Source organism: Bacteroidota bacterium (genome assembly GCA_018816945.1).
In the GTDB taxonomy this organism is placed as follows: domain Bacteria; phylum Bacteroidota; class Bacteroidia; order Bacteroidales.
Genome location: JAHIVC010000087.1, coordinates 73,267 through 92,191, shown reverse-complemented (window position 1 = coordinate 92,191; position 18,925 = coordinate 73,267). Strand labels below are relative to the sequence as shown.

The 18,925-nt window shown below is 38.5% G+C and carries 15 protein-coding genes; all 15 read left to right on the top strand.

Translation table 11 applies throughout. The features are described from left to right. Nucleotides 1–27: 27 nt before the first annotated feature. Nucleotides 28–1,275, top strand: a complete 1,248-nt coding sequence (locus KKG99_13255) for a PQQ-like beta-propeller repeat protein (GenBank protein MBU1013963.1) — start codon at nt 28–30, stop codon at nt 1,273–1,275. Nucleotides 1,276–1,304: 29 nt separating this feature from the next. Next, the gene (locus tag KKG99_13250; protein ID MBU1013962.1) at nt 1,305–2,531 is read left to right on the top strand and encodes a PQQ-binding-like beta-propeller repeat protein; all 1,227 of its coding nucleotides are present in this window, start codon (nt 1,305–1,307) and stop codon (nt 2,529–2,531) included. Nucleotides 2,532–2,549: 18 nt separating this feature from the next. Further along, the gene (locus tag KKG99_13245) at nt 2,550–3,794 is read left to right on the top strand and encodes a PQQ-like beta-propeller repeat protein (GenBank protein MBU1013961.1); all 1,245 of its coding nucleotides are present in this window, start codon (nt 2,550–2,552) and stop codon (nt 3,792–3,794) included. Between the two features lie 4 nt (nt 3,795–3,798). After that, nucleotides 3,799–5,049: a PQQ-binding-like beta-propeller repeat protein gene (locus KKG99_13240; protein MBU1013960.1), complete on the top strand. Its 1,251-nt coding sequence runs from the start codon at nt 3,799–3,801 to the stop codon at nt 5,047–5,049. Nucleotides 5,050–5,087: 38 nt separating this feature from the next. Beyond that, complete coding sequence (locus tag KKG99_13235; protein MBU1013959.1) at nt 5,088–6,521, top strand: PQQ-like beta-propeller repeat protein; 1,434 nt, start codon at nt 5,088–5,090, stop codon at nt 6,519–6,521. A gap of 13 nt (nt 6,522–6,534) precedes the next feature. Further along, nucleotides 6,535–7,503 (top strand): hypothetical protein, encoded by a 969-nt coding sequence (locus tag KKG99_13230; protein ID MBU1013958.1) that lies wholly within the window; start codon nt 6,535–6,537, stop codon nt 7,501–7,503. Between the two features lie 9 nt (nt 7,504–7,512). Beyond that, a complete protein-coding gene (locus tag KKG99_13225; GenBank protein ID MBU1013957.1) occupies nt 7,513–7,728 on the top strand; it encodes a hypothetical protein in 216 nt (71 codons plus the stop codon). Further along, entirely contained in the window at nt 7,725–8,309 is a 585-nt protein-coding gene (locus KKG99_13220; protein MBU1013956.1) for a ferredoxin, read from the top strand. Before KKG99_13225 ends, KKG99_13220 begins: the two co-directional genes overlap by 4 nt. 16 nt (nt 8,310–8,325) lie before the next feature. Continuing rightward, a complete protein-coding gene (locus KKG99_13215) occupies nt 8,326–9,618 on the top strand; it encodes a 4Fe-4S binding protein (protein ID MBU1013955.1) in 1,293 nt (430 codons plus the stop codon). Continuing rightward, complete coding sequence (locus KKG99_13210; GenBank protein ID MBU1013954.1) at nt 9,615–11,504, top strand: PQQ-binding-like beta-propeller repeat protein; 1,890 nt, start codon at nt 9,615–9,617, stop codon at nt 11,502–11,504. The genes KKG99_13215 and KKG99_13210 overlap by 4 nt, the downstream gene beginning before the upstream one ends. A gap of 154 nt (nt 11,505–11,658) precedes the next feature. Continuing rightward, complete coding sequence (locus tag KKG99_13205; GenBank protein ID MBU1013953.1) at nt 11,659–14,010, top strand: NAD(P)H-dependent oxidoreductase subunit E; 2,352 nt, start codon at nt 11,659–11,661, stop codon at nt 14,008–14,010. A gap of 1 nt (nt 14,011) precedes the next feature. After that, a complete protein-coding gene (locus KKG99_13200) occupies nt 14,012–15,583 on the top strand; it encodes a (2Fe-2S)-binding protein (protein MBU1013952.1) in 1,572 nt (523 codons plus the stop codon). Between the two features lie 10 nt (nt 15,584–15,593). Beyond that, nucleotides 15,594–16,826 carry a PQQ-binding-like beta-propeller repeat protein gene (locus KKG99_13195; GenBank protein MBU1013951.1) on the top strand — a complete coding sequence of 411 codons (1,233 nt, stop codon included), beginning with the start codon at nt 15,594–15,596 and terminating at the stop codon, nt 16,824–16,826. A gap of 19 nt (nt 16,827–16,845) precedes the next feature. Further along, nucleotides 16,846–18,141 (top strand): glycosyltransferase family 4 protein, encoded by a 1,296-nt coding sequence (locus tag KKG99_13190; protein ID MBU1013950.1) that lies wholly within the window; start codon nt 16,846–16,848, stop codon nt 18,139–18,141. Nucleotides 18,142–18,237: 96 nt separating this feature from the next. After that, the gene (locus tag KKG99_13185; GenBank protein MBU1013949.1) at nt 18,238–18,921 is read left to right on the top strand and encodes an ABC transporter ATP-binding protein; all 684 of its coding nucleotides are present in this window, start codon (nt 18,238–18,240) and stop codon (nt 18,919–18,921) included. The last annotated feature ends 4 nt before the right edge of the window (nt 18,922–18,925 follow it).

The window sequence follows — 18,925 nt, the reverse complement described above, 5'->3', positions numbered from 1 at the left end:
AGACTAATCCTAAACTTAAAATTAAAAATGATGAAAAAAGCCTTATCGTCAACTATACTGTTTACTTTATTATCATTGCTAGGTTATTCCCAAGTTTATCAATGGAGGGGCGAAGGCCGAAAAGGAATTTATGATGGAACCGGATTAATGACTGAATGGCCCGAAAACGGGCCAAAAATGTTATGGTCAAAGGTTGATTTACCATCTGGTTATTCTTCCCCATCTATCGCTTACCAAACCATTTATCTTACTGGGGTTCAGGATACATCGGATGTACTGACGGCACTGGATATGGATGGTAATATTAAATGGCAGACCGTTTACGGAAGGGCATGGCTGAGAAACTATCCGGCCAGCCGATGTACTCCTACCATTGAAGATCATAAACTCTATGTAACCAGTGGGATGGGAGAGATTGCTTGTTTGGATGCCGATAATGGAAGCATCTTATGGAAGGTGGATGCACATGGCATGTATGAAGGGCAGTTTGGTATGTTCGGATTATCTGAGTCGCCCTTGATACTTGACAATAAATTGTTCTATACTACTGGTGGAAAAAAAACAATGTTGATTGCGTTGAATAAAACAAATGGTGAACTTATATGGGCTTCTGAAAGCATGCACGAAGCACCTGCTTTCGCTTCCCCGCTTTTAATTGAGAAAAATGGGATCAAAATTATTACAACCTTTACCAAAAATCATTTGATAGGCGTGAATCCTGACAATGGGAAAATATTATGGAAATTTGATTATCGGCCTTATGCAGAAAGCAGGGCTCGCGATAATCATGCAAATACCCCCTTGTACGAGGATGGAAGTATTTTTATTACAAGTGGTTATGATCGAAAAGCAGTCAAACTAAAATTAACTGAAGATTTGGCTTCCATTTCTGTTGAATGGACCAATGATGTGCTTGATAGTCAGCATGGTTCGGTTATTAAAATTGGAAATTATATCTATGGTTCTTCATGGGACAATAACACCAGCGGAAAATGGATCTGTCTTGACTGGACAACCGGTCAAACTATTTATGAAAAGATGTGGAATAGTAAAGGCCCAATAATAGCAGCAGGTGATTATCTGTACATTTATGATGAAAAATATGGCAATGTGGGATTGGTAAAAGCTTCACCGGATAATTTTGATGTGATCAGTTCATTTCAGGTTACTTTAGGGAAAAAAGGGCCATTTTGGCCACACCCAGTAATTAATGATGGAATATTATACATCAGGCATGAAGATGCATTCATGGCATATTCAATTAAAAGCGAATAATCATTCAAAAATCTCCTAATCAATTAAAAATGAAAAATAAGCAATTGGCAATTATCGTGCTATCGCTAATTCTGGTAGCGAGTTGTGTAAGCAAATCCCCGGATATTAGTAAGTGGAGAGGACCAAATGAGGATGGCAAATTCCCTGATAAAGGATTATTAACTGAATGGCCTGAAAATGGGCCAACCGTTGCTTGGAAATACGATCAACTGGGCAAAGGATATTCATCCCCGGCATTTACATCCGATCGTTTTTACATCACCGGAACTCCTGACAGCGTTGGCTTTATTTATTCATTCGACCATGAGGGAAATCTCAAATGGAAAAAAGAATACGGTCCTGAATGGATGCTGAACTTTCCCGGATCTCGGCCTACACCAACAATTTATGGTGACCTGGGATATGTTATGAGTAGCGTTGGGGTTGTTTATTGCTTTAATACCAAAGATGGTGAAAATATTTGGACAGTTGATTTAATGAAAACTTATGGAGCACCCCAAATTAAATTTGGAATGACGGAGGTTATTAGAGTTGATGAAAATAAAATTTATTGTACTCCAGGTGGTACCAAGTCAAATGTAATTGCGCTGAATCGTTTTACAGGCGATTTGGTTTGGGAAAGTAAAGGATCCGGAACCCCAAGTGCTTACTGCCCGATCACAATCTTTAATCATGGAGGTGTAAAATACTTGGCTACTGTTACTGCATTAAATGTGATGGCCCTGAATGCTGAAAATGGTGAAGTAGCATGGACATTTCCTACAAACAATGAATCCGCCATTCATGGAAATTCACCGCTATATCGCGACGGTAACTTATTCATTATGAACGGATGGGAAAACGGTAGTTTTTTACTTAAGATTGCCGAAGACGGTAAAAGTATAGAGCGGGTTTGGGAGAACGATCTGATGGATTTAGAAAATGGCGATGCCATGTTGTTTGGGGATAATTTATTTGGATCCAACTGGGAGCAAAAAGGCTTTAGTTGCGTTGATTGGAAGACCGGCATTGAAAAGTTCACCACCAAGGAATTTAATTCGGGTACTTTTATTTTTGCTGATGGTTTATTTTACTGGTATGGAATCAATGGACAAGTTGGTTTGGTTAAAGCCAACGACGATTCTTTCGAAGTGATAAGTACTTTTCAACTAGAAGGAAAAAAAAGCCGTGATCATTCTGCGCATCCTGTAATTCATAAAAAGAAATTATATATCAGATATGATTCCACTTTGTGGGCCTTTGATATCGCATTATAAAATTCTTAACCAAATTATATGAAAATTAATTCACAGATATGCTTGTCAATTCTATCTTTGATTTTATTGGCATCTTGTTCAACCCAGGAAATTTCAAATACAATTACCCAATCTGAATGGAGAGGTCCGAATAGGGATGGAATCTATGCAGAAAAAGGATTATTAACTGAATGGCCTGAGGATGGCCCTGCGCTATTATGGAAATTTACTGAGTTGGGCGAAGGTTTTTCATCCCCTACTTTTGTTGGTGAAACAATGTTTATCAGTGGTACTCTTGATAGTATCAGTTACCTGTTCAATTTGGATATGAATGGTAAGTTATTGTGGAAAAAGGCCTATGGAAAAGAATGGATGAAATCTTATCCCGGAGTTAGATCTTCACCCACAATTGTTGGCGAACAGGTTTATATTTTAAGTGGAATCGGAGAATTGTTATGCTTGTCTGTTGAAAATGGTGATCTTATTTGGAAAAAAGATCTTCCTTCTGAATTTGGTGCCCAGCCTACGCAGTATGGAATGTCCGAGAATTTATTAATAGAAGGGGATGCTCTTTTTTGTACTCCCGGTGGAGTAGAGTATAATGTGATTGCATTGAACCGCTTTACAGGTGAATTAATTTGGAGTAATAAAGGGATGAGCGAAAAAAGTGCTTATTGCAATCCTCGGATAATCGCCATTGTCAAAGAAAAATATTACATCACAATGACTGATAAATCAGCACTTTCAATTAATATCACCACAGGCGAACTTGCATGGAGCTATCCTTTAGATGGAATAAAAAATGGAGCTCATGCCAATTCTCCTTATTACCGTGATGGATATCTGTTTTTAATGGATGGTTTTGAAGTTGGGGCATATATGCTAAAAATAGCTGCTGACGGTAAAAGTGCAGAAAGGGTCTGGAAAAATGAGATCATGGACGAAACACAAGGTCATTCGGTAGTGGTTGGAGATAATGTATATGGTTCAGCCGAATCGAAAAACAAATTGGTGTGCCTTGATTGGAAGACAGGAGAAGTAAAATTCGAACTTCGAAAGTTTGCTCCCGGCACCACAATTTATGCAGATAATCATATCTATATTTATGGTTACAGTGGCGTGGTTGGCTTGGTAGAACCTACCCAATCTGAATTCATCGATAAAGGTTCTTTCAAATTACCTAAGCGAAGCGAACTACATATTGCACATCCGGTTATTCACAATGGCGTTCTTTATATCCGTTATGTGAATGAACTTATGGCTTACGATATCAAAAAAAAGTAATGATATGAAATCTATACAAACACTAATTCTAAGCCTAATTGTTTTAAGCTTTACAAGTTGTGGCTCTTCTCAGAAAGATTCTGCTGAATCCTTGCAATGGAGAGGTCCCAACCGTGATGGTATTTTTAATGAAAAAAATCTATTGGATGAATGGCCGGAACAGGGTCCTGAATTATTGTGGAAGTATGAACAACTTGGTGCAGGGCATTCTTCAGTTGCTTTTGGCGGAGAAAAGGTATTTACTCTGGGAACAAACTTGGAAGATAGTTTAACTTCCTTATTTGCATTTAGCAAATCAGGTGAACTTCTTTGGAAAAAAGAATTAGGCAAAGAGTGGATGACAACCTGGCCAGCTGAACGATCTACACCACTTATACTTGATGGAAAAGGCTATGTCTTTGATGGCTTGGGAGTGATGTATTGTTTTAGTATTGAAGATGGTACTTTAATTTGGCAGAGAAAGCTAATTGATGAGCTGGCAGGAAGAAATAGTCAACACGGAGTTCATGAAAACCTTATTATTGACGGGAATAGGTTGTTCTGTACCATCGGTGGAGAAGAAAGCAATATCATTGCCTTGGATAAGGAAACAGGTGAAACCCTTTGGGTAAGTAAAGGAACCGGAGAAATGAATGCCTATTGCTCTCCTACAATTATTGAGCATTTTGGAAAGAAATACTATATCACAATGACATTTAATGCATTGGTTTCCGTTGATATTGAAAATGGAGAAGTTGCATGGAAACAGGAACTTACAGAACCCAAATATGGTATTCATGCCAGTGTACCTTTGTATCACGATGGTTTATTATTTATCATCGAAGGATATAGAGATGGATCCAGAATGTTTAAGATTGCCGACGATGGATTAAGCGCTGAAATGATTTGGAGGCACGATTCTATTGGGCCACAAATGGGCGATGCAGTAAGAATAGGGAATGATTTATATGTTTCAAGTAGTCCGAAAAGAAAATGGTTTTGTATTGATTGGTATACTGGAAAGGTTAAATTTAGTAGTGATAAATTATCAGAAGGAACAGTCATAGCGGCTGATAATAAGCTGTTTATATTAACTTATAAAGGAGTTGTTGCGATGGTTAAGGTTGAGGTTAAGATTGAGATTGAGATTGAGATATGTTCTTTAGAAGTAGTTCAAATAGCAGGCGAATATGCAATTTATATTTATTCAAGATATGCTAATCCGTATCTTCGCAGATCTAAGGTATGTTATTGTATATGGACTTCAGAATCTTGATGAAACTATTACTTAGAACTAATAATACTATTGATTAAATGATGCTTAAAACCAGGGTAGAAACAGGCGCAATTTCACTTGCAATTTTAACTTGTATTGTTGTCTTTGTATACTGGTTTCTGCATAGCCCAACCAAAGATTTATCAATGAGTTTGCCGGGGATGGATAACCGTCCGGCTCTTGCTGATGGAGCCTCTGAAAATATTAAGATTGGGGCAAGTTTTATGAATTATACCACACAATCTTCAAACTTAAAAGGAAGTTGGACCCGTTTTCGCGGAGCTGACTTCGATAATATCAACAAAGAAAAAATCCCTTTGATTAATAGTTGGGGTAACGGTCCGGATATTCTGTGGGAGGTTGAGTTGGGTGAAGGTCATGCAGCACCGGTCATTCAAAATGGCAAAGCTTATGTGCTTGATTATGTTGAGGAAAGAAATACAGATGCTTTAAGATGTTTTTCGCTTGAAACAGGAGAAGAGTTATGGAGCCGATGGTATTTGGTTAAAGTAAAACGAAACCATGGCATGTCGAGAACCGTACCTGCCATCACTGAAAAGTATTTGGTAACGATGGGCCCCCGATGCCACGTGATGTGTGTTGACCCTGAAACAGGAGATTTATTATGGGGCAAAGATTTGGTGAAAGAATATGGAACTGAGATTCCATTCTGGTACACAGGTCAATGCCCGATTATTGTTGATGATGTCGTAATTTTAGCTCCAGGAGGTTCTTCCCTTCTGATTGGGGTTGATTGTGCCACAGGAGAAGTTTTATGGGAAACCCCAAATCCTGATAAGTGGCAAATGTCGCATTCTTCCATTATGCCTATGACTTTTGAAGGCAAGAAAATGTATGTTTATTTTGCAGTGGGCGGGATTGTTGGTATTTCGGCCGAAGGACCTGATATCGGAAAAATATTATGGAAAACAAATGCATTCGCACCAAACGTAATTGCGCCATCACCGGTTATGCTGGGAAATGGTAAATTTTATGCAACGGCAGGCTATGGTGCCGGTGCCGCATTATTTCAATTAAAAAAGACTGGCGACACCTATTCGGTTCAACACCTTCAAACCTATAAACCAAGCGAAGGAATTGCTTCTGAACAGCAAACACCCATTCTATATAAAGGTAGAATGTTTTCTGTCGCACCGAAAGATGCAGGCGGACTCCGTAATGAGTTTTTGTGTGTGGATCCAAACAATCCTAAAAACATTTTATGGACGAGTGGTAAAACAGATCGTTTTGGACTGGGGCCATACATCATGGCGGATAATAAATTTTTTATTTTAAATGATGATGGCACCTTAACGATTGCCAAAGTCAATTTAAATTCTTTCGAATTTCTGGACAAGGCAAAAATCATAGATGGTCAGGATGCCTGGGGACCTTTTGCATTGGCCGATGGGTACTTATTGATGCGTGATTCAAAGAAAATGGTTTGTATAAATATCAGAGCTAAAAACTAAAAAATATTTACAGATGAAACCAAAAAATATTCTAATTCTTTCTGTTGTATTGCTGCTTGTTGTTGTGGGTTTCATGGCTGGCGATTTTTTCTTCTCGAAAGGGCCAAATCAGGAAAATCCTTACGAATATGATCTGACCAATCAAAAAGAAATAGATCCTTCTTTGATTTGTTATGAAGAGCTTCCTGCGATCAAACCTGAAACAGATTATTTATATGGAATTGCAATAGATAACAACAACAATCTTTATGTTTCAGGTACAGAGAAGCTGTTTATTTATAGTTCGGTCGGACAATTGATAAGCACAATTCCATTAAAGGATAATGCCTACTGCCTGACGGTTGCTCCTTCCGGTAATATTTATTTGGGGATGTCCGAACATGTGGAGGTTTGGAACAAGGATGGTGTTCAGCTACAATCGTGGCCTAGCATAAGCGATTCTTCAATTTTTACTTCCATTGCTGTTAATGAAACTTCTGTTTTTGTTGCAGACGCAGGAAAAAAGACAGTTTATCATTTTAATCTGAATGGGGAATTACAAAATAAAATTGGTGAAAAAGATACTGGAAATGGAAAATTAGGATTTATTCTGCCTAGTGCATATTTCGATTTGTTGATTGGAAGGAATAATGAACTTTGGGCAGTAAATCCCGGAATTCATCAATTAGAATCTTATAGGCCAAATGGGGAAATGATTGCCTCATGGCAAAGAACTTCAATGCAATTGGATGGGTTTAGCGGCTGCTGTAATCCTTCACACATTGCCATGCTATCAGATGGGTCATTCGTTACGAGCGAAAAAGGAATCGAAAGGGTAAAAATTCATAGGCCTACAGGTGACTTTGAATGTGTGGTTGCAGGCCCCGATCAGTTTATCGCAGGAACTACCGATCTGGATTTAGCTGTTGATACAAAAGATCGTATTTATGTTTCCGATCCTAAAAAAGGACTGGTCAGGATTTTTGAAAAAATTAATAAATAATCTTGGAAGATGATGGACAGGAGAAATTTTATTAAGAAAGTTGGCAGGAGTTTAATTGTGGGCGGAATTGTAGCAGGAGGTGCTTATTTATTGCTTAAACCGGTTGGAGATGAAAAATGCGAGTTAGATTTTATCTGCAAAAATTGTAAGCAATTAAAGAATTGTTCATTGCCTGAAGCCGATGATTTTAAAAAGAAAAATGAATCTAGCACCAATAAAAGATGACCAAAGAAAAATCAAATAAAAAAATTGATCGCAGAGAGTTTCTGAACAATACCTTCAGGTTCTCATTGGTAGTTGGTATCGGAGGATTGGGCGGTGTCTTAGCGAAAAATACCTTGGGAACCGATATGGTTTGGCAATTGGATGCTGCGAAATGTGTTCAATGTGGCAGATGTGCAACCGATTGTGTTTTAACACCATCCGCTGTTAAGCTGATACATGTTTATGATATGTGTGGATACTGCGATCTTTGTGGTGGTTATTTCCGGCCCGAGGCAAAGGATCGTTCGACCGCTGCTGAAAACCAACTTTGCCCAACAAGTGCCATTGAGCGAATATTTATTGAAGAACCTTTTTTCGAATATCATATCAATGCAGATTTGTGCATTGGCTGCGCTAAATGTATGAAAGGATGCAGTTCATTCGGGAACGGCTCCATGCAAATTCAGGTGAATCACGATTTATGTGTGAATTGCAATGAGTGTTCCATAGCAAGAGTTTGCCCTTCTGACGCGTATACAAGGGTACCAGCAAACGATCCTTATTTGTTCAAGGGAACTTCTGGTCAGAGTAAGAAAATTTAATTTGGGAGCTATTTTGATGAAAAAACAGATAATTGTCATTTTATTTTTAATTTTTACCGCGTTTCAATTTACAAGTGTGTTTGCTCAGCAACGTTTTCCCAAGCCTGAATTTGAATTAGGCCATACCCAGCCTCCAACGCTGATGCCCGAAGCACGGGCACCAATCCTTGAGTATCTGGACATTGTTGTATTACTTGCAAGTTTATCTTTTGTTACATGGTTAGTACTTAAAAAGCGATCCAGAATAGGCGTTCTTTTAATGTCCATCTTTTCAATTGCTTATTTCGGATTTTTCAGGGAAGGGTGTGTTTGTTCAGTAGGCTCTTTACAAAATATCGTTTTGGCAATCTTTAACCCGGGTTACCATATTCCGATATCAGTATTGGTGTTTTTTGCGGCTCCTTTGTTATTTTCACTGTTTTATGGAAGAACATTTTGTGCAGCTGTTTGCCCTTTGGGTGCCATACAGGATTTTTTCCTCCTTCGACCGGTCAGTATGAAAGCATGGTTGCAGTCTGTTCTTGGTGTCATACCGTATATTTATCTGGGCTTATCAATACTTTATGCCGCGACATCAACAGATTTTGTGATTTGCAGATACGACCCGTTTATCGGGATATTCAGACTCAACGCTACATTCATGATGTTTGCATTAGGTGGTGCATTTTTACTGATCGGTATGTTTATCGGAAGACCATATTGCCGATTTCTTTGTCCTTATGGAGTATTGCTAAATCTAACAAGCCGACTTTCAAAAAAACATTTAACCATTACCCCGGCAGCATGTATCCAATGTCGTTTATGTGAGGATTCATGTCCGTTTGGTGCTATTAATAAGCCTGTTGCGGCTAAAGTTGCTGAGGACAGAAAGACGATTATTAAGAGATATTCATGGATGATTATTCTCATTCCGGTGCTGATGTTTATTGGTGGTTGGACTGCAGCAAGTTTTCATGAAACCCTTGCAAAAGTTAATCCTAAAGTGCGTTTAGCATCCATTATTCATGAGAATCCTACTATACTTGACGAAGATACTAGCATTGATATTGATGCTTTTCGATCATCAGGAAAAACAAGGGCAGAACTTTTTACCGAAGCGGCGGATATCGTCAGTGATTTTTACCTTGGAGGATGGATATTAGGAGCATTTCTGGGTTTGGTATTTGGATTGACCCTTGCAAAACTGACCATCATCCGTTACCGAATTGATTATACCCCAAACAAAGGAACTTGTTTCAGTTGTGCCCGCTGTGTCGATTATTGCCCGGTTGAAAAAGATAAAATAGAGATAAAAACGCATAAAATATGAGTTTAGTTGAGCATAAAAAAATAGGAGTTAATGTTAAACTCTGGAATTCGATAGCCGTCATTGCCGGTGTGTTTGCATTCTTGATTTGTTTTTTGGTCATTGCCAATTACATACAAATAAACCGTCTTGATCCGGTAAATACGGAAGCCATCAATACTTTGGTTAAACGGTTAAGTGAAAATCCAAACGACGAAGCACTTCGGAACGAAATTCGGGCTTTGGATTTACTTGTACGTAAGGCTTATTTTACAAATCAGTGGCAGGTTCGAGCAGGAGGATATATCTTGTTATTTAGTATTGCCGTAATGTTGATTGCCATTCAAATCGTTCGGACAACCACTCCCATCAATCCAATTATAGATGAATCCGTTACGGAGAATGATCAGCTATTTAAAAAGTTATCCCGAAAATGGATTTCTATTGGTGGAGGGGCTATTGTAGTGATCGCCTTGATTTTGGCTTTTCTTACACACGATAAATTGGAAAAAACCTTTAAGGAAGCCGCAATTATTGCATCTACCAATGAACCTGAACATACAGAAGAAACCCCCAACCGAAAAGTGAATACTACCTTAGTTGAAGAAAAGACCAATGAAGGTGAGGTTGTTAATCAAGCAAGTGACGTTCAACCCAACGATAAGTCAGAAGTTGAAAATGTTGCGGTAACGGAAACTCCATCTGCAAAAACCAATATTCCAATAGAGGCAGCCAGTATCCCTGATTTTGTGCTGGAAGCCAGAAAGAACTTTCCATCCTTCAGGGGTGCAAATGGTTTAGGAATCGCGTATCAAAAGAATATTCCAACAAATTGGGATGGCCCCAGCAATCAAAATATCTTGTGGAAGACCAAAACTAATCTAAAGGGGTATAACTCACCCATTATTTGGGGCGATAAGTTGTTTTTAACCGGAGCAAATAAGCAAACGAGGGAAGTATATTGTTATAACAAAAATACTGGAGCCTTACTGTGGACCAAAATAGTAGATAAAATTCCTGGATCACCGGGAACTGGTCCCGATGTTACGGAGGATACAGGTCAAGCTGCCCCAACTGCCACTGCTGATGGCAAAAATGTTTATGCGATATTCGCCAATGGCGATATCATCGCGATAGATTTCAGTGGAAAACAAGTTTGGGCAAAGAATTTGGGCGTACCACAAAACCATTACGGGCACTCTTCATCACTTTTAGTTTATGGTGATAAAGTGATTGTTCAATATGATCAGGGAAAGTCACCAAGGGTCATGGCTTTATCAACCCAAACAGGAGCCGAGTTATGGAGTACAACACGACAAGTGAAAATTTCCTGGGCATCACCGGTGATTATCAATCGCGGAAATCAAGCTGAAGTTGTATTGATCGCCGATCCAAGCATCGCGGGCTATGATATTCAAACAGGAAAAGAGCTTTGGAAAATCGATTGTATTTATGGGGAAGTCGGGCCTTCGGTTGCTTATTCTGATGGAATTGTGTTTGGGTTAAATGAATATGCCAGTTTAGTTGCCATAGGTGGGGGAAACGATCCAAAAGTGATTTGGGAAGATTTTGATTATCTTTCTGATGTGCCAAGTCCGGTTGCTACAAAAGATTTACTTTTTGTTGTAACAAGTTATGGTGTGGTGGTTTGTCACAATGCTAAAACGGGAGAAAAATACTGGGAACACGAATTTGATAATGGTTTTTATGCATCACCAATTATTGTTGAGGATAAAATATATTTAATCGATAGGGATGGGATTATGCGTATTTACAAGGCAAGTAAAGAGTTTGAATTGATTGGAGAGCCTGCTTTGGGAGAAAGTGTGGTAAGTTCACCTGCATTTGCCGATGGACAAATCTTTGTGCGGACCGAAGATCATTTATTTTGCATAAGCAAAGGAAATTAAGTTATGAGTTATGAGTTATGAGTTATGAGTTATGAGTTTGACTAGCAAAGATACGTATTGTTAAGTATTTAACGTCTAACGTCTAACATCTAATGTCTAACGTCTTTAAATCTAATAAAAAGATCGACAGGTAATTGTAAAGACTGAGTTTTAAATGAGCAAGGAAATTATTGAAATAGTAGATCAGATTATTCTTAAGCACGGCAAAACGGTTGATAAGGCCATTCCAATTTTGCAAGCGATTCAGGGTGAGTTTAATTATTTGCCTGAAGAGGCAATGGATTATGTTTGTAAGAATACAGATATCAGTGCTGCCAGAATTTATGGTATTTCTACTTTTTACTCACAGTTCAGACATAAGCCGGTTGGTAAACACATCATAAAAATTTGTGTTGGCACTGCTTGTCACGTGAAAGGGGCCATGCAGGTTTATGACGCCTATCGGCGCGAGTTAAAAATCACGGATGAAATTGAAGATACAGATGCCCAGGGACTATTCACCATTGAAAAAGTAGCCTGTTTGGGATGCTGCACCATTGCTCCGGTTGTTCAAATCGATGATATTACCTATGGGCATTTGACTACGGAAAAGGTTTCAGAAACCCTTACCGATTTTATTAATTCCAAGAATAATCCGAAAGAAGCTTATGTAGGGTCGGGTATTAAAACCAGAGAAATACAAGGAGAAATAAGGCTGGGATTGGGTTCATGCTGTGTTGCCAGTGGCAGTGCCTTGGTAAAGACCGAACTTGAAAACATACTTGATAAAAACAGGATCAATGTGAGTGTAAAGCAGGTAGGTTGTGTTGGGATTTGTAATCAGGTTCCCATGCTGGAAATCCATAAACCCGGCGAAGTACCAACATTTTATGCAAAAATTTCGGCGGCAGAAGTAAACAGCGTAATTCGGAAACACTTCAAACCAACCAATTTAATTGATCGATTAAGGAGTAATTTTTATAATTATTTCGAAGGCATTGTCTTTAATGAGATTCCTATATCAACTGCCAGATATGAAAGCGATAGAAGAGATACCCCTGTTTCTGAATTTCTGAACCGGCAAATTAATATTGCTACTGAATACCGTGGTGAAATAAAACCCACCGATTTGGAAGAGTACAAAGGTTTAGGCGGTTTCACAGCATTTAAAAAATGCATTGCTGAATTATCATCTAAAGAAATTATAAAAATTATCAAAGACAGTGGATTAAAGGGCAGGGGTGGAGCTGGCTTCCCTACAGGATTGAAATGGGAACTGGTTGAAAAACAAATAGCTGATAAAAAATACATCATTTGTAACGGAGATGAAGGTGATCCGGGTGCTTTCATGGATCGAATGCTTCTGGAATCTTATCCATTCAGGGTAATTGAAGGCATACTCATAGCAGCTTATGCGGTGGGCGCTTCCGAAGGAATTTTCTATATTAGGGCTGAATATCCGCTTGCGGTAAAAAGGATCAGGGAAGCACTCAAAATGTGCGAAGCAGAAGGCTTAATTGGTAAAAATATATTGAACAGCGAATTCTCCTTTAATTTGAAGATATTTGAAGGTGCTGGAGCTTTTGTTTGTGGTGAAGAAACTGCTTTGATTGCCTCAGTTGAAGGAAATAGGGGAATGCCCAGCATGCGACCACCATTCCCTGCGCAAGCAGGTTTAAACGGAATGCCAACTCTGATTAATAATACGGAGACTTTTGCAATGGTTTCATGGATTATAAGAAATGGGGAAGAAGCGTTCAATAATATTGGCTCAGAAAATAGCAAAGGAACAAAGGTTTTCGCACTAGCCGGGAAAATTAATCGGGGCGGTTTGATCGAGGTTCCAATGGGGATCAGCATTAAAACCATTGTAGAAGAAATTGGTGGTGGTATCCCAAACGGCAAGAAATTTAAAGCTGTTCAAATTGGTGGCCCTTCCGGTGGTTGCATTCCGGCATCGATGTCAGATATTTCAATTGATTATGAATCGCTAAGCGGTGCAGGTGCAATGATGGGATCGGGAGGTTTGATTGTTTTGGATGAAGATGATTGTATGGTGGATATTGCAAGATATTTTCTTTCGTTTACACAAAACCAAAGTTGTGGAAAATGTACTTTTTGCAGAGTTGGAACCACCCGAATGCTGGAAATTTTGAACAAAATATCCAGTGGTAAAGGGGTAATGGCTGATTTAGAAATACTTGAACAATTGGCACATACTACTAAAAAAGGCAGCCTTTGTGGTTTAGGGAAAACTGCGCCAAATCCGGTATTGTCAACTTTAAAGCATTTCAGGGATGAGTATGAAGCGCATATCAATGGGAAATGCCTGACCGGAAAGTGCACAGCCATGATTACTTACAAAATTACCGAGGATTGCAATGGATGTACCAAATGTGCTCAACGATGCCCGACAGATGCAATTTTAGCCAAACCTTATCAGTTGCATGAAATCGATACCGAGAAATGCATCAAATGTGATATCTGTAGGCAGGTTTGCCCGGTAAATGCCGTAATAACTGTATAAAATGATTAAACTTAAGATAGACGGAAAAGAAATAATCGTTGCTGAAGGAACTACCGTTCTGAATGCAGCTGCAGAATTGGGGATAGATATTCCGACCATGTGTTATTTGGAGGGCGCAGGTTTTCACAACCATCCATCTTGCATGGTTTGTTTGGTGAAGGATGGAAACTCAGGTAAACTATTGCCAAGTTGTGCATTGCCTGCTGCCGAAAATATGAACATCATTACATCTGATCAGGAAGTAATGAATGCCCGAAAAGATGCATTGGAACTACTCATGAGCGATCATGTGGGCGATTGTGAAGCTCCATGTACTTTGGGATGTCCGGCCGATATGAATATTCCTATGATGAACCGGTTAATTGCTCAAGGAAAATTCGCTGAAGCGATTGAAGTTGTAAAAGAAGAGATTGCTTTACCTCATATTCTGGGGTACATCTGTCCTGCTCCTTGCGAAAAGGTTTGCCGCAGAAATTCAGTTGATAAACCGGTGCAAATCTGCCAATTAAAGAAATTTGTTGCTACTGAGGATATCAGAGGAAATCATACATTCTTTCCTGAGAAACAAACCAAATCAGGGAAAAAGGTGGCGATTATTGGTAGCGGTCCGGCCGGACTGGCTGCTGCATTTTATTTACTAAAGGCTGGTCATATTTGCACCATTTTCGACAAAAATGAGTTAGCAGGTGGATCATTGAGATATTTGAAATTGGATAAACCCTTGCCAATTGAAGTATTGGATTCGGAAATCAACTATTTAAAGACTTATGGGGCTGAATTTAAGCTTAATACAAATATAGATTCTGCATTCATCAATCAACATTTAAAAATCGACTACGATGCTATTATCATAGCAACAGGAGCCATTGACCAAGTAAATTTTAAAATTGATGGTCTTGAGTCAAATGATAAAGGAATAATAATCAATCCAAATACTTTTGAAACTTCAATTCCCGGGCTGTTTGCATGCGGTAGTGCTGTGAAATCTTTAAAAATGGCAGTACGTTCTGTTGCTCAAGGGAAAGATACTGCTCGTTCAGTTGATCAATTCCTTCGGGGAGAACAAATGGTAAAAGCACCCAAAATGTTCAATTCAAAATTTGGAAAGCTGGCTAATGAAGAAATTCAGGAGTATTTGAAAGAATCAAAAAATAAAGTTATTGAGAATAAAGTTTATGAGGGCTTAGATCCTTATCAAATAGCTGATGCACAAAAGGAAGCCAATCGTTGCATGCATTGCGATTGCCGGAAAATAGATAATTGTAAGCTAAGGATCCATTCGGATGCTTACCAAATTGATCGAAGAAAATATTTATTGGGCGAACGGAATAAGCTCAGTAAACACTTTAAACAAGACGTGATCGTATATGAACCTGAAAAGTGCATCAAATGTGGATTATGCGTTGAAATCACGAGTAAAAGGAAAGAAGAATTCGGTTTGACTTTTATTGGCAGAGGATTTGATGTCAGAATAAAGGTCCCGTTTGGAAAATCGATAGATGAAGCCTTGACTTCAACAGCCATCGAATGCGCAAATGCATGCCCTACAGGGGCAATTTCATTAATTGATTAATTTTGAAAAGATGAGAAAAGATAAAAATATCACTTCTGTTATTTCAATCCCACTGCAAATGGGTGAGAAATCTCAATCTGTAAATAAACCTAAGAGTTTTCTCACCGCCAAGTGGCGATTCGAAAGTACATTAGCTGTTATTTTAATGATGGTAGGGATTTTAATTGTCTTGCCTCGACAAAGTCTTGCTCAAACTAACAATTGTTGGCCATCTTTTCGGGCAAATCAGGAACTCACGGGCTACACTCCTGTTTCCATTGGCAATTCTATCAAATTGAAATGGGCTTTTAAAACAGAGGATGCCATAAAATCATCGGCTGTAGTTTGTAATAATCAAATTTATATTGGTTCCAATGATGGATTTTTATACTCTTTGTCAATGGATGGGAAGCTAATGTGGAAATTTGAAGCGAAGAATTCAATTGAAGCAGCACCTTTGATATTGGACAACACTATTTATTTCGGAACATTACAGGGTGATTTTTTTGCACTTGAAGCAAAGTCGGGTAAATTGAGGTGGAAGTATCAAACCGATGGTCAAATATCCGGTTCAGCAGGATGGATTTATTCTCCTGATAAAAAAGAAAAATGGATTATCGTAGGTAGTTACGATTTTTTTCTTCACTGTGTGAATGCAAGAACGGGTGAAATGATTTGGAAATTTGAGGCAGATAATTATATCAATGGTGCTCCTGCAACAGATGGAAAAATTGCTATTTTCGGTGGTTGTGATGGTTTTTTGCACATGATCAATGTTGCGGATGGCAAGGAAAAAGACAAGATTGATGTAGGTACTTATATTGCTTCTTCAGCGGCAATTTCAGGAGACCAGGCCTTTTATGGAAATTATGACGGCGGTTTATATGCCACTGATTTAAAGTCTAAGAAAACATTATGGGAGTACAAAGCTGGTCCTTTCCTCGGATCACCTGCCTTAGCTGATGGCAAAGTAGTGATTGGTTCTCAGGATAAAAACATTTATTGTTTTGACCAGCAATCCGGCAAAGTTCTATGGAGTTTTAAAACTCAGAGAAAGATTGATGGTTCAGTTGTAATTGCGGGAGAAAAGGTTGTTTTTGGTTCCGGTGATGGAAGAATTTATGTGTTAAATTTAAAAACAGGTGAAAAAATATGGTCCTACGAACTAGGTGCAGCTCTTTCAAGTAGCCCCGCGGTAATTAATGGAATGATTATTATTGGTGGAGAAGATGGGATTGTTTATGGTTTTAGTACAGGTAATTAAGAATTGAAATTTATTAGTGATGAAAATTGTAAATATTGTTCCCGGTTTTGGCGGATCCTTTTATTGTGGTAATTGTTTAAGGGACAGCTCTTATGTTAAATCATTAAGAGATGCAGGGCATGATGCGGTAACCTTACCAATATATTTGCCTTTAACACTGAATGGTGAAAAACAATCAGATGCCCCTGTATTTTACGGAGCCATCAATATATACTTAAAGCAAAAATTTCCTTTTCTTCGTAAGATGCCAAAATGGTTGGAGCATATTTTTAATTCACCATTCTTGATGAAATATGCTGCAAAAAAAGCAGGATCTACCCGTGCACATGGACTGGAGGAAATGACCATCTCCATGCTTAAAGGTCATGAAGGTTATCAAAAGGAAGAACTTGAGCATCTTATTGACTTTCTAAAACATCATGAAAAGCCCGATATTGTGCATCTGTCAAATGCATTGTTAATGGGTCTGGCAAGGAAAATTAAGGATGAATTGAATATTCCGGTAGTTTGTTCTTTGCAGGATGAAGATGTTTGGATAGATGCCATGGACGATTCCTATCAAAAAAAACTTTGGGATTTATTCAGTGAAAAAGGCAGAGATATCGATGCTTTTATTGCGGTGAGCCATTTTTATGGAGCAGTGATGAAAAAACGCATGTACATACCGGATGAAAAGTTAAATGTGATTCATGTTGGAATTGATCCGGAAGTTTTTCAAATGTCTGCTCTGGCATTCAATCCGCCTGTAATTGGATACATGTCGCGGATGAACGAAGAAAATGGCTTTGAGGTACTCATTGATGCTTTCATCAAATTGAAGTCAAAAGCAGCTTTTAAAGACGTGAAATTGCGATGTTCCGGTGGTCAGACAGGTGATGACAAAAAGTTTATTCAACGTCAGGTAAGAAAATTGAGAAAGCTCAATTTTATGGATGATGTAGAATTTGTTGAAGAATACCGGGAAAAATTCCTGAATCAATTTTTTCAACCCTTAACTTTGTTATCGGTTCCTGTTATAAACGGAGAAGCTTTTGGATTATATCAAATCGAATCATTAGCTTGCGGGGTTCCTTTGGTTCAGCCTGCATTGGGAGCCTTTCCTGAAATTATTGAAGCCACAAAAGGCGGAGTAACATACGCCCCAAATAATTCAGAAAATTTAGCTAAGAAACTCGAAGAAGTTTTAAGCGATCCTGAAAAATTGAAATTGATGAGTAAACAGGGGCGTGAAAACGTTGAAAAGCATTTTAACAGTCGAATCCTTATCCGTAAAATGATGGGGGTTTATGAGAAGGTAGTGATGAATGATAAGTGATAAGTGATAAGTGATAAGTGATAAGTGATGATGAGATACTAACTACTGACTACTGACTACTGAATTCTTTTTTCAAAACTAAAAATCTAACGTTCAATGATAAAACTGGAGAAAATAAGCAAATATTACCAAAGTGCAAGTGGCCAAGTTGTTCACAAGGTGCTCAACGATATTTCTCTTGAAATCAGGAAAGGTGATTCCATAGCCATTGTCGGGCCATCGGGATGCGGTAAAAGTACACTGTTAAATTTGATCGGCACACTCGATTTACCAACTTCGGGAAATATCGTTTTTGATGGAGTTGAAATCAATACATTGGATGACAAAAAATTGTCGGCGCTGCGAAACAAAAGAATTGGTTTTGTTTTTCAGATGCACCACTTACTGCCGCAATTGAATGTATTGGAGAATGTATTGTTGCCTGCATTGGCAAATTCATCAAAAAATCAATTAAAGTTAACATCTGAAAAAGCGATTCAATTGCTATCGGAGGTTGGGCTTAAGGCACATCTTTATAAATTTCCGGGACAATTGTCAGGAGGCGAATGTCAAAGAGTAGCCGTGGTGAGGGCATTGATCAACGAGCCGGATATCATATTAGCTGATGAGCCTACCGGTTCGTTGGATCATGAATCAGCAGAACAAATTGGAAATTTGCTGGTTGATTTGCAGACGAAAAAAGAGATGGCACTGGTGATAGTTACCCATTCGCTGGATCTTGCAGACAAAATGAAAACCAGGTACTCATTGCTCAATGGTCAACTTAATCAACTGAAATAATCGG